Source organism: Arthrobacter pigmenti, from assembly GCF_011927905.1.
Classification (GTDB): domain Bacteria; phylum Actinomycetota; class Actinomycetes; order Actinomycetales; family Micrococcaceae; genus Arthrobacter_D; species Arthrobacter_D pigmenti.
Window position 1 is genome coordinate 830,922 of record NZ_JAATJL010000001.1, and the last position, 11,889, is coordinate 842,810.

The following is an 11,889-nucleotide window of genomic DNA, read 5'->3' on the forward strand; positions in this document are numbered from 1 at the left end:
GGTGCCCCTAACCTACGCGCTCACGGCGGCCCAGGATTCCCTGGGGCCGGAAGAGAAGAACAAGAATCATGACGAGCAGAGCGCCGACGTACTTGAGGTCGGCCTCAAGCCAGATGGTCGAAATCTCCACGAAGAGCCCAACGATGATTGAGCCGAGCAGTGCACCAAAGACGGTACCGAGCCCACCGAGGACCACGCCCGCGAAGATCAGCAACAGGATCTGCTGGCCCATGTTGAAGGTCACGCCCGGACGGTAGTAAGCCCACAGGATCCCACCGAGTGCGGCCAGTGCCCCGCCCACTACCCAGACCAGGCGGATGACGCGGTCCACGTCGATACCAGAGGCGGCCGCGAGGGCCGGGTTGTCCGCGACCGCACGGGTGGCCTTGCCGACGCGGGTGCGCAGCAGCAGGAAGGCGATCAGCAGGATCACCACCAGACTGGTGATCAGCGAGTTCAGGTTGTTCTGCGAGATGGACACCGGACCGAAGTCCAGGATGTTTCCCTGCGCGCCTGGGAGCTGCTGGGTCTGTCCGCCGAAGTTGAACTGAATGATGTAGCGCAGTGCCAGCGCCAGGCCGATGCTGACGATCATCATCGGCACAAGGCCCGTGCCCTTGCGCCGCAGCGGCTTCCAGAGCCCCGCATCCTGCACGTAGCCGAATGCGCCGCCGCCGATCACGGCGAGGATGATCGCGATGATCGCCGGGAGTCCCAGCGCAGCGAAGGCGAACGCCAGAACCGCACCCATGGTCACCATCTCGCCGTGTGCGAAGTTCGTGAGTCCCGTTGTGCCGAAAATCAGTGAGAGGCCGACGGCGCTCAGCGCGAGAAGTAGCCCGAAGCTCAGCCCCGCGACCGCACGGTCGGCCAGCACGCTCCAGAAGCTGGTGGTCTCCAGCACGATTCCCTCACCGAAGAGGAACAGCGTGGTGATGTTTGTGGTGCCGGAGAACGTGACTGTGCGGGGATTCTCCTGGCCTTCGGCCAGCTGTGCACCATCGGGGAGGGTGGACTCATCGAGCTCCACCTCATAGGCGCCCTGTTCGGGGACCTCGATGACCCAGCGTCCGCTCTCGTCCGAGGTGGCTTCGCCTTCGAAGCCTTCACCGGTAGCGGTTATTTGAACGCCTTCCAGCGGGCCTTCAGCGTTCCGAAGTACGCCGCTGATCCGGTTCTCGAACTCACCCGCCTTGATGGAGGCTGGGGTGCCTGGACTGCTTCCCGATGGATGGGGGAACGCCCCGGCCGCAGGTGCGCTCATGAACAAAGCGGCCAGGAGGCCGGCTGTCAGGAAGATGAGTCTCCTGCGCCATGCCGTCGTCGGCTTGGTTATCAAGTTATGAACCTCCACGATGGTGGCTTGTCCGTCGAGGTACGACGGCCCTAAAGCCTGTGATCGAAGTCACTCAGTGTGGAGAACATGTTACCCGTGCGGGGTTACCGCAAATCGCCAAACCGGGGCATCCAGATAGCGATTGGATAACAACTGTGCAGGTTGGGAAACCCGGGCGGACGTTCGCCTAAAGATAGAGCCCGGTGCCGGCGTCGTCGTGCTCCGGCTGCGCGACGGCATGAACATCGCGTTCGCGCAGGAGGATGTAGTCGGTGCCGCCGACATCGACCTCGGATTTGTCTTCGGGATCGAACAGGATGCGGTCGCCCCGCGAGACCTGGCGGACGCTCGGGCCAGCCGCGGCGACATCGGCCCAGGCGAGGCGCTTTCCCATCACCGCTGTCGCTGGAATCACGATGCCCGACGACGATCGCCGCTCGCTGCCGTCCTTGTCCAGGACCACCAGGAGTCGGTCGTGAAGCATTTTCAGTGGCAGGGCGTCGGGCATGGAGGCTCTCGTTGTCGAAGGGATTGGGGTTTTCCGTACCCGGTTAGTCTACCGTTTGGCCTTGCGAGCCCGTCCTCCACAGGTGAGGAACAAAAGGCGCCCGAAACCGTTGATATTGGTAGGGTTGAAACATCTCAGCCCCCAGATGGAGGACTACATCACAATGGCACTCGGCGGTAACCCGGTTTTCAACGGTAAGAACTTCCGTACCGCTGCCCGCGGCAACAATCCGGCAGCGCACGGTTCAACAGCATTGGCCGGTCAGTCGGCAATGAACCAGCAGCAGCTGGAGAACCTCTACAACCAGCCCTCGGCAGGTCCTGCCGAAACGGGGCGGATGACTTTCGACGACGTGATCGTCAAGACCATCGCCACAATCGGCATGGTGCTCATCGGTGCAGCTGTCCCAGCGTTCCTGCTGCCGGGCCTGGCGCTCCCACTGATGGTAATCGGCCTGATCGGTGGATTTGTTCTCGGACTGGTCAATGCGTTCAAGCGTGAGCCCGTTCCAGCACTGATTCTCGCCTACGGCTTCCTTGAGGGCTTGTTCCTCGGCGGGCTGACCATGTTCCTCGAGAACATGTTCCCGAATATCGCACTGCAGGCGATTGTCGGAACCCTCACCGTGTTCGCGGTTACGTTGTTGCTTTTCAAGAGCGGCAAGGTACGCGCCACTCCGAAGGCAATGAAGATTTTCATGATCATGATGATCGGCTACGCGGCTTTCAGCCTCGTGAACCTTGGCCTGGTCCTCTTCGGCGCTACTGAGAGCATGTTCGGAGTTCGAGGAGCAGGCATCCCGGGCACCGAGGGAATGTTCGGATTCGAGAACGGCATCCCGTGGGGCCTTGTGATCGGGCTGTTGGCTATCGGCCTGGCAGCGTTCTCCCTGGTCATCGACTTCACCATGATCAGCGAGGGCGTGAAGAACGGTGCTCCGCGCAAGTACTCGTGGACCGCGGCCTTCGGCCTGACGGTCACGCTCGTGTGGCTGTATGTCGAAATCCTGCGCCTCATCGCCATCGTTCGCGGTAGCAGCGAGTAACAGCGCTCGTCCCATTACACGAAGCGGCCCCCGGCGGACTGACCAGTTCAGAACGCCGGGGGCCTTCCTTTTGCCTACTACCCGGAACTTTTGGGCAGCTCTGGTGACTTCGCCGGGGGTGAGCCCACCAGAGCTGCACAAAACTTCCCAATGCTGACGTCAGGGGACGCGGCCGGCGCCGTCCGCGGGGGAGACCGCGAAGACCAAGGGCTCGGTAAAGCCCGCTCCGGCGAACGCTTCCATGACGGCGGCGCGCACCCGATCGATGTCCTCCACCTGGGTCAGCGCTATCGCAGAGCCGCCGAAGCCGCCGCCCGTCATCCGGGCTCCCAGCGCTCCAGCCCCCCGGGAGGAGTCGACAGCGAGGTCGAGCTCCGCGCAGGAAATCTCGAAGTCATCGCGCATGGAGACGTGGCTCGCATCTAGCAGTGGGCCGATCGCGCGTGGTCCTTCTGAACGAAGGAGTTCCACCGTTGCCTGTACCCGGGCGTTCTCGGTGACGATGTGGCGAACGCGGCGGAACGTCTCCTCATCGAGCAGGCCCGAAGCCTCTGCAAGGTCGCCTTCGCTGAGGTCGCGTAGCGCAGCTACCCCCATGACGTCGGCGCCCACCTCGCACGAGCGTCGCCGCGCCGCGTAGCCGCCTGTTGCGTGCGAGTGGCTCACGCGCGTATCTATCACCAGTAGGGCCAGTCCCTCTTCCTGCAGCGGGAAGGGAACCAGCTCGGCATGCTGCGAACGGCAGTCCAGGAACACGGCGTGCCCGTGCTTCCCCAGCAGTGACGCTGACTGGTCCATGACGCCGGTCGGTGCGCCGACCATCTCGTTTTCAGCGCGTTGGCCGATCAGCGCCAGCTCTGATCCGCTGAGCCCCAGACCGTGAAGTTCGTTGGCGGCAACAGCGACGGCACACTCGATTGCGGCCGAGGAGGAGAGCCCCGCGCCAACGGGCACCTGGGAATCGATCAGCAGGTCCATGCCCCGAATCTCATGACCGGCCTGCCGCAGCGCCCAGAGGACACCGACCGGGTATGCTGCCCAACCCTCAACGCCGCCGGCCGTCAACTCGTCAAGCTCGCTGATCACCAGTTCGCTCTTGCGGGAGAACGTGGAGCTGACCCGAACGGTCGTGTCATTCCGCATCGAGGCTGCAACCTGTGTGGACCGGTCAATCGCGAACGGCAGCACAAAGCCCTCGTTGTAGTCGGTGTGCTCGCCGATCACATTGACCCTTCCGGGCGCTGCCCAGACCCCGGCCGGAGGATGCCCGAAGCGATCCTCGAACTGCTGCGTAAGTGTCACTGTGCTTCCTTCCCTGCAGGGGTTACGGCGCGCAGGGTGGCTGCGACCTTCTCGGGGGTGGTGTCATTGATGAAAGCGCCCATCGCGGCCTCGGAGCCGGCCAGGAACTTCAGCTTGTCCTCGGCCCGGCGGGGCGAGGTGAGCTGCAGGTGGAGATAGCCGGATTCCCGAAGTTCAGGCACCAGCGGGGCCTGATGCCAGGCTGAGATGTACGGAGTGGGGGTGCTGTAAATCCCGTCGACGCGGGCCAGCAGGTCCAGGTAGAGGGTTGTGAGTTCATCCCGTTCCCCGCCCGTCAACGCTGCGAGGTCCGGCACATGGCGGTGAGGTACGAGATGGACTTCCAGCGGCCAGCGGGCAGCGAACGGGACGTAGGCGCTGAAGTGTTCTCCTTCGAGGACCATGCGTTCGCCGGAGTCCCGCTCTGCTTTCAGCACTGAACCCATGAGTGTCCCTCGGCCGTCGACGGCGTCGAAATAGCGGCGGGCGGCCTGTCCCATCACCGCAGCCCGCGGGGGAACGAAGGGGTACGCATAGATCTGCCCGTGCGGGTGCAGGAGGGTAACTCCGATGTCCGCGCCGCGGTTCTCGAACGGGAAGACCTGCCGGATTCCCTCCAACGCTGAGAGCGCTTCGGTCCGCTGCGCCCACGCGTCGATGACAGTGCGTGCTCGCTCAGGCGGCAGCGATCCGAAGGAGCCCTCGTGGGATGAATCGAAGGCAACTACTTCGCACCGACCGTAGGCCGGCGTCGTCGTACCCCAGCCGGTGCTGCCGGCCTCGGGGCCGGGAAGGGTACCGAGATCGGGACCGAACGATGAGAAGCGGTTCTCGAACACGACCACTTCGTAGTCTTCGGCAGGAATTTCCGACAGATTGACCGACGACGACGGACACAGGGGACATTGATCGGCCGGCGGCAGGTGGGTGCGCGTCTGGCGATGCGCGGCTACCGCAGTCCACTCACCGGTGAGGGGGTCATACCGCACGTCGCCCGTCCCGCCGCGCGGCGGAAGGCCGCGACGGTCAGCCACGGCGGAGACGTCACGATGCGCTGCGGACGCTTCCGGGGAGGCATCGAAGTAAATCAGCTCGCGGCCGTCGGACAGACACGTAGGTGTCATGTGGGTCATGGGGCGTCCTGGGGTAATTGTGTGGAGGGGCTGGCGTAGGAATCAGGCGTGATGACGGTGGTCTGTGCGGCATAGCGGGAGTCACTGGGCGGCTGGTCTGTGACGATGCAGTGCACCGCGGCGAGACCGGCCACCCGGGCGAGGCTGACCGTACCGAACTTGGTGGAATCGGCGAGGATGACCAGCCGGCCGCACTGTTCGGCGAAGGCGCGGTTGGTGTCCGCTTCGGCCAGGTTTGGCGTGGTGATCCCGGCGTCCGCATCGACACCGTGGGAACCCATGAAACACAGATCCACGTTGAAGGACCGCACGGTGGAGGTGGCGATGGGGCCGACGAGTGCCTCTGAAGGTGAGCGTTCCCCACCCGTGAGCAGCACAGTGATGCCCGAAGCTGCACTCCGGTGCAGCTTTTCGGCAGCAGGAAGGGAGTTGGTGATGATGGTCAGCGGCCCTGTGAGGTGTTCGACCAGACGGTAGGTGGTGGTGCCGCCGGTCAGCGCTATGGTCATGCCCGGCTCCACGAGCTCAGCGGCCGCCGAGGCGATGGCTTCCTTCGCCTCCGTGCGTTGGTCGGCATTGACGCCGAAGCCGGGTTCCAGCGTGCTCAGCGTTGCGCGGGATACGGCGCCGCCGTGGACCTTCCGCAGAGTTCCCGCCGCATCGAGGCTGTCGATGTCCCGCCGGATAGTCATCTCGGAAACGCCCAGGCCTGCGGCGAGTTCGCTCACCCGCACGGTGCGCTGCACACGCAGGGTGTCCAGAATCGCGGCGTGGCGGTCAGCAGCGAGCACGGGTATCTCCAGGGGTCGATCGATGGGTTGAAACAAAATAAAACTATTTCTAACAAATTCAAACATATGCTGTGCGTCACGGCAACTGCATCCGGCGCGGTTGTGAAAAGATTGATTCATGACGCGTCCATCGCGGCGGAAAACGCACCAGGCCTTCCAGAATGCCTTTGCCGCGCCCGCGGGGCGGTCGGCCGGCGAAGACGTGCCTTACGCACTGCGGGTGAGCGCGGCCTGGTCGTGGCGGGTGGGCCTGGTCATCGTGGTCTCCGGTGTGCTCATCTGGCTTCTGAGCCACATCTCCCTTCTGGTCATCCCGCTGATGGTTGCGGGCCTGCTCTCCAGCCTGCTCACCCCGCTGGTCACCTTTCTCCGCCGCCACCGGTTCCCGAACGGGGTTGCCGTTGCGGCCACGGTCATCAGTTTCCTCCTGGTGGTTGGCGGAACGCTGTCCCTCGTCGGCCAACAGCTTGCCGTGGGGTTCGCGGACCTCTGGGATGAGGCTCTGGCAGGCATTCAGCAGATCCAGGACTGGCTTTCGGACGGTCCGCTGCACCTGACTTCCGCGCAGATCGACAACTTTATTGACGAGGCAGCCACCGCCGTAGAGAACAACAGCGGCATGATCGTCAGCGGTGCGCTCTCCTTCGGTAGCAGCGCGGGTTACTTCCTCGCGGGCCTGCTGCTCACAGTGTTCGCGCTGATCTTCTTCCTGCTCGACGGTGAGCGCATCTGGCGCTTCACCGCCGGCCTGGCACCCCGGCGCGCCCGGGCGGCCGTGGCAGGGGCCGGGCAACGTGGCTGGACCTCCATGGCCAACTATGTGCGGGTCCAGATTCTGGTGGCCTTCATCGACGCCGTCGGTATCGGCCTCGGAGCCGCAATCATCGGTGTTCCGCTGGTCCTTCCGCTGACTGTCCTGGTATTCCTTGGATCCTTCATACCGATTATCGGAGCGCTGTTCACGGGCATGGTCGCCGTCCTTCTGGCGCTGGTTGCCAACGGCTGGGTGAATGCGCTGGTGATGCTCGCCATCGTGCTGCTGGTCCAGCAGGTCGAGGGGCATATCCTTCAGCCGTTCGTCATGGGCAGGGCGGTATCCTTGCACCCGCTGGCCGTTGTCCTGGCGGTTGCGGGCGGCTCGCTGCTTGCCGGGATACCCGGGGCGCTGTTCTCAGTTCCGGTTCTTGCCATTCTTAACACGGTGGTCCGCTACATCGCCGCGCGTTCCTGGGAAACCGATCCCGCACTTGGCGCTCCGGCGCCCCGTCATCCAGAACCGGGGACGGCGCCCGCGCCGACGACGGGTGAACTCACCGAACCAGACACCTCCACGAAAGAAGCCTCAACGTGAGAACCGACCTCGCCCAGCTGGCAGTAACCCTCGAGGACGTCCTCGAGGCGCAGAAGATGCTCGAAGGGGTCATTGCGTACACGCCCATCGAGGATTCCCGTGCCCTGGGACGGCGGACCGGTTCGAAGGTCTCCCTCAAGTGCGAGAACCTGCAGCGTGCCGGATCCTTCAAGGTGCGTGGCGCCTACGTCCGGATGGCACGGCTTACCGCCGAAGAGCGGGCCCACGGGGTTGTCGCGGCGTCGGCCGGAAACCACGCACAGGGTGTCGCGGTTGCGGCGAGCAGACTGGGCATCAGAGCCCGGATCTACATGCCGCTGGGAGTCGCCCTGCCGAAGCTCGCGGCAACCCGCGGCCATGGTGCCGAGGTTGTGCTGCACGGCCATAACGTCGATGAGGCGCTGACGGAAGCCCAGCGCTACGCGGACGAGACCGGAGCGGTGTTTGTCCATCCGTTCGACAACGTGGACGTTGTAGCGGGCCAGGGCACCATCGGCCTGGAGATCCTCGAGCAGGTACCTGACGTGGACACCATCCTCATGGGTGTTGGCGGCGGAGGGCTGCTGGCCGGGGTCGCCGTAGCTGTGAAGGCGCGCGCCCGGGAGCTTGGCCGGGAGATCCGGATCATCGGCGTGCAGGCTGAGAACGCGGCAGCCTATCCGCCTTCACTGGCGGCGGATGCGCTGGTGCCGCTGAAGAAGGTTTCCACGATCGCGGACGGCATCGCCGTGGGCCGGCCAGGGCAGCTTCCCTTTTCGATCATCAAGGAACTGGTCGACGACGTCGTCACAGTCAGCGAGGATTCCCTCGCCCGTGCGCTGATCTTCCTGCTTGAACGCTCCAAGATGGTGGTTGAACCCGCAGGAGCGGTGGGTGTCGCGGCGCTCCTGGACGGCAAGTTGACTGAGAACGGGGCAAACCCCGGGAACACCGCCGTCGTACTGTCGGGTGGAAATATCGATCCGATGCTGATGCTGAAAGTGATCCAGCGCGGCCTTGCCGCCGCGGGGCGATTCATGGTGGTGCGGATGCTGCTCGATGACCGCCCGGGTTCGCTCGCGACCATTTCGAGGATCATCGCGGAATCGGACGCCAACGTGACGGGCGTGGATCACACCCGGGTGGGTGGCTCGATCAGCATGGGTGACGTGGCGATCACCATCAATATGGAGACCAAGGGCGAGGAGCACTGCGAACTGGTTCTGAACAATCTTCGGGCGGAAGGCTTCCAGCCCGTTGTCATCCAGGGCTGACGTGCTGGCGAAACGGGCACGCAGCGGCCTGGTGACCGTCGCCGTCCTCGCCGGTCTGCTGTGGGCGGTGCAGCTGGTCAACGTCCTGACGGGTTTCTTCCTGATCCGTGCACTGGGTATTGAGCCCCGTGAACTGGACGGCCTGGACGGCGTGCTCTTCGCACCGCTGCTGCACGCGGATTTTGGGCATCTTTTCAGCAACACGCTGCCGCTGGTGGTCCTGGGATTCCTTGCCTTCCTCGAGGGTGCCAAGCGGTTCGCCATTGCTCTTGGAGCGAGCTGGCTGGCCTCGGGACTCGGGGTGTGGGTCTTCGGCGGAGGGCTGACCATCGGGGCATCAGGCGTGGTGTTCGGCCTGTTTGCCTATCTCCTGGTGCGGGGGTTCTACAACAGGGACTTCAAGCAGGTCCTGCTCGCCGTCGTCCTCTTCCTGGTATATGGCTCGCTTCTGTGGGGCATCCTGCCGCAGTTCGGCTCGAACATCTCATGGCAGGCGCACCTCTTCGGCGCGCTGGGAGGCGTGCTGGCCGCGCTGATACTGAAACGGCGGCCTGCCCCGTCTGGAGCAAGCCGCCGTAACGCCGTCAATCCCTAGCCCGCGTAAGGCTTGGCGGAGAGGATCTCCACCGTGATGTCCTTGCCGTTGGGTGCCGTGTAGGTGACCTTGTCTCCGGCCTTGTGGCCCTGGATCGCCGCGCCAAGCGGGGACCTCTCGCTGTAGACGTTGATGTCCGTGTCCCCGGCCACCTCGCGGCTGCCAAGGAGGAACGTCTCCTTGTCCCCGGCGATCTTCGCGTCTACCAGCATTCCCGGCTCCACAATGCCGTTGTCTGCCGGTGCTTCGCCGACGTGGGCGTTGTTCAGCAGTTCGGTGAGCTGGCGGATGCGGGCCTCGGCCTTACCCTGCTCTTCCTTGGCCGCATGGTAGCCGCCGTTCTCCTTCAGATCGCCCTCGGAACGGGCCTGCTCGATGCGGGCGACGATTTCGGTACGGCCTGGACCGGACAGGTGTTCCAGCTCAGCCTTGAGGCGGTCGTAGGACTCCTGCGTGAGCCATGCGACGGATGCGCTGTTGGTGGACACGGTATCTCCTTAGGTACGTCGAAGCCCATGGCGGGTTCGGCTGGAAACTTTGCCTGCGGTTGTACGCACACTGTGCGAGGCATCTACAAGCAAAGACCCCGCCTGCGTAGGGGCCTCTTCCTGGAGGGCCACCGACTAGGGCGGGGCGGAACGTATCAGTCCATTATAGTCAGCACGCTTCGATAACCCAACAATGGCGCGGTTGAACGAGCCTGTGTCAGGAATCCTGCACAATCCAGCAGGCATTAACGCCGCCGCTCACGCCGTCGGACTCGGTGCGTATATCGACGCTGTGCGAGGTGGTCCGCCCGTCGTTGAAGCCCTGCCCGGGCCCGACCATAGGTATGTCCACAATTTTCCAGCCCACAATGGCGTAGGACTCGTTGAGCACCTGCACCGCGCACTGTGCGGTGGCTTCCGGGTCCTTGGTGACTTCGAAGTCCACCCGTGCAACGCCGGATCCATCGATCTTGAACCCGACGTCCTTCGAGGACACGGCGGGTGTGCCGACGGACAGACTGAAAAGGGCGGTACCGACGACGGCGATGCCCAGAACCACCCAGAGCAGCCACCGGCGTGATCCAGGCCGCAGCCGCGCAGGCTTGGGAGCACCGTAGCGATTGGCTACTCTTGGTACTGGCGCGTGGTCGGTGCTCATCACCTCGATTTTACCGCCTCAGCCTTCAACCTCTGACCGGGCGTTTGAACCTGGTCAGCCAGTGCAGACTCAGGAGCATTTCAGTGCCCACCCCCCAATACCCTTCCGACACTTCGGCGTCCGGCTCAGCCCGCAACCCAGGCTTCCGCCTGCTGGCGGTGCATGCTCATCCGGATGATGAATCGAGCAAGGGCGCCGCAACGATGGCCAGCTACGCGGCAGCCGGAGTCCAGGTTCTGGTTGCCACGTGCACCGGCGGTGAGCGAGGCGACATCCTCAATTCCCAGCTGGCCGGAGATCCCCACGCCAGCCGGGACCTCGCCGGGCTGCGAAGGCTGGAGATGGCAGCGGCAGCCAACGCGCTTGGCGTTGAACAGCGGTGGCTCGGTTTCGCCGATTCGGGATTGCCGGAAGGTGATCCGTTGCCGCCGCTGCCCTTCGGGTGCTTTGCCCTCCAGCCGATTGAGCGCGCCGCTGCACCGCTGGTGAAGCTGGTCCGCGAGTTCCGGCCGCACGTCATCCTGAGCTATGACGAGAACGGTGGCTACCCGCACCCGGATCACATCATGGCGCACAAGGTAGCTGTCGAAGCGTATGAGGCCTCGGGCGACCCTTCCCGCTATGAGGGCCTTGGCGAACCGTGGTCGCCGTCGAAGCTCTACTATGACCGGGCATTCAACCCGGAGCGGTTCCGTGCCCTCCATTTCGCGCTGGAGGAGGCGGGTCTTCAGTCGCCCTATGCGGAGCGCATTGCGGCGTGGCTGGAAGCCGACGCCGAGGGCCACCAGCCTGCCCGTCCCACCCATGCCACAACCACGCAGATCGACTGCGGCGACTTCTTCGAACACAGGGAGCGCGCACTCCTTGCCCACCGCACCCAGGTGGAGCCCGGCGGCTTCTTTTTCGCTGTTTCGGCCGACCTGCAGCGGAAGGTCTGGCCCTGGGAGGATTACTCGCTGATCCATTCCCGTGTGCCCCAGGACCTCCCCGAAACCGACTTCTTCGCGGGCATAGAATAGTCCTGCGGCCTTTCCCGCTTCTGCCCCTTACCGCCGCGAACCTGTCGAAAGTGGTGCCCTGGAGTGTTCTCCCTGCTCAACCTGGCCGCAACCGTAACCCCCACGCCGGGTGAGGAAGGATCATTGCGGCCGGGCCTGGACCCGGCCCAGGTAACACCCGGCCTGTTGGGTTTCCTTGCAACGCTCTTCCTGGTGGTGGCCGTCATCTTCCTGATCCGCGACATGGTGAAGCGGATCCGCCGGGTGCGCTACAAGGCCATGGCCGAGGAGGAGGCGCAGGCGCAGCGCGAGCGGCCAGCGGACGGTCCTGCCGCGGAGGCCGGGCTGCCGGTTTCTCATCCGGAGGACCCCGACGGCAAGCCGCAGCGTCACGCGCCCGGCGGCAAATACGGCCCCGACGCTCCGTGACC

13 protein-coding genes are annotated in these 11,889 nt (G+C 64.4%); 6 read left to right on the top strand and 7 right to left on the bottom strand.

The window, feature by feature from the left end:
* Positions 1-7 precede the first annotated feature (7 nt).
* Positions 8-1,264: a branched-chain amino acid ABC transporter permease gene (locus BJ994_RS03945; RefSeq protein ID WP_167995834.1), complete on the bottom strand. Its 1,257-nt coding sequence runs from the start codon at positions 1,262-1,264 to the stop codon at positions 8-10.
* A gap of 259 nt (positions 1,265-1,523) precedes the next feature.
* Positions 1,524-1,820 carry a GroES family chaperonin gene (locus BJ994_RS03950; protein ID WP_342450273.1) on the bottom strand — a complete coding sequence of 99 codons (297 nt, stop codon included), beginning with the start codon at positions 1,818-1,820 and terminating at the stop codon, positions 1,524-1,526.
* A 187-nt stretch (positions 1,821-2,007) separates the two neighbouring features.
* Between BJ994_RS03950 and BJ994_RS03955 the strand changes: the two genes are divergently transcribed.
* Positions 2,008-2,889 (top strand): Bax inhibitor-1/YccA family protein, encoded by an 882-nt coding sequence (locus BJ994_RS03955; protein ID WP_167995835.1) that lies wholly within the window; start codon positions 2,008-2,010, stop codon positions 2,887-2,889.
* Positions 2,890-3,048: 159 nt separating this feature from the next.
* Here the strand turns inward: BJ994_RS03955 and galK are convergent, their stop codons facing one another.
* The 3 genes from galK to BJ994_RS03970 are packed head-to-tail and all read right to left on the bottom strand — an operon-like array spanning position 3,049 to position 6,151.
* Complete coding sequence (gene galK, locus BJ994_RS03960) at positions 3,049-4,191, bottom strand: galactokinase (RefSeq protein WP_167991693.1); 1,143 nt, start codon at positions 4,189-4,191, stop codon at positions 3,049-3,051.
* Entirely contained in the window at positions 4,188-5,324 is a 1,137-nt protein-coding gene (galT, locus tag BJ994_RS03965; RefSeq protein WP_167991695.1) for a galactose-1-phosphate uridylyltransferase, read from the bottom strand. Before galT ends, galK begins: the two co-directional genes overlap by 4 nt.
* A complete protein-coding gene (locus tag BJ994_RS03970; protein ID WP_245192245.1) occupies positions 5,321-6,151 on the bottom strand; it encodes a DeoR/GlpR family DNA-binding transcription regulator in 831 nt (276 codons plus the stop codon). The genes galT and BJ994_RS03970 overlap by 4 nt, the downstream gene beginning before the upstream one ends.
* An 82-nt stretch (positions 6,152-6,233) precedes the next feature.
* Here BJ994_RS03970 and BJ994_RS03975 point away from each other — a divergent pair, with 82 nt between their 5' ends.
* Genes BJ994_RS03975 through BJ994_RS03985 form a run of 3 tightly spaced genes read left to right on the top strand, consistent with a single transcriptional unit; the run spans position 6,234 to position 9,314 of the window.
* Positions 6,234-7,466 (top strand): AI-2E family transporter, encoded by a 1,233-nt coding sequence (locus BJ994_RS03975; RefSeq protein WP_167991700.1) that lies wholly within the window; start codon positions 6,234-6,236, stop codon positions 7,464-7,466.
* Between the two features lie 56 nt (positions 7,467-7,522).
* Positions 7,523-8,719, top strand: coding sequence for a threonine ammonia-lyase (ilvA, locus tag BJ994_RS03980; protein WP_245192395.1), 1,197 nt, complete (start codon positions 7,523-7,525; stop codon positions 8,717-8,719).
* Complete coding sequence (locus BJ994_RS03985) at positions 8,703-9,314, top strand: rhomboid family intramembrane serine protease (RefSeq protein ID WP_209066592.1); 612 nt, start codon at positions 8,703-8,705, stop codon at positions 9,312-9,314. Before ilvA ends, BJ994_RS03985 begins: the two co-directional genes overlap by 17 nt.
* On the opposite strand, the gene greA is transcribed toward BJ994_RS03985, so the two are convergent.
* Complete coding sequence (gene greA / locus BJ994_RS03990) at positions 9,311-9,802, bottom strand: transcription elongation factor GreA (protein WP_167991706.1); 492 nt, start codon at positions 9,800-9,802, stop codon at positions 9,311-9,313. The genes BJ994_RS03985 and greA overlap by 4 nt on opposite strands.
* Before the next feature lie 217 nt (positions 9,803-10,019).
* The gene (locus tag BJ994_RS03995) at positions 10,020-10,460 is read right to left on the bottom strand and encodes a DUF4307 domain-containing protein (protein ID WP_167991709.1); all 441 of its coding nucleotides are present in this window, start codon (positions 10,458-10,460) and stop codon (positions 10,020-10,022) included.
* 83 nt (positions 10,461-10,543) lie between these two features.
* Here BJ994_RS03995 and mca point away from each other — a divergent pair, with 83 nt between their 5' ends.
* Positions 10,544-11,479, top strand: coding sequence for a mycothiol conjugate amidase Mca (gene mca / locus BJ994_RS04000; RefSeq protein ID WP_167991711.1), 936 nt, complete (start codon positions 10,544-10,546; stop codon positions 11,477-11,479).
* 63 nt (positions 11,480-11,542) lie between these two features.
* Positions 11,543-11,887 carry a hypothetical protein gene (locus BJ994_RS04005; protein WP_342450274.1) on the top strand — a complete coding sequence of 115 codons (345 nt, stop codon included), beginning with the start codon at positions 11,543-11,545 and terminating at the stop codon, positions 11,885-11,887.
* The last annotated feature ends 2 nt before the right edge of the window (positions 11,888-11,889 follow it).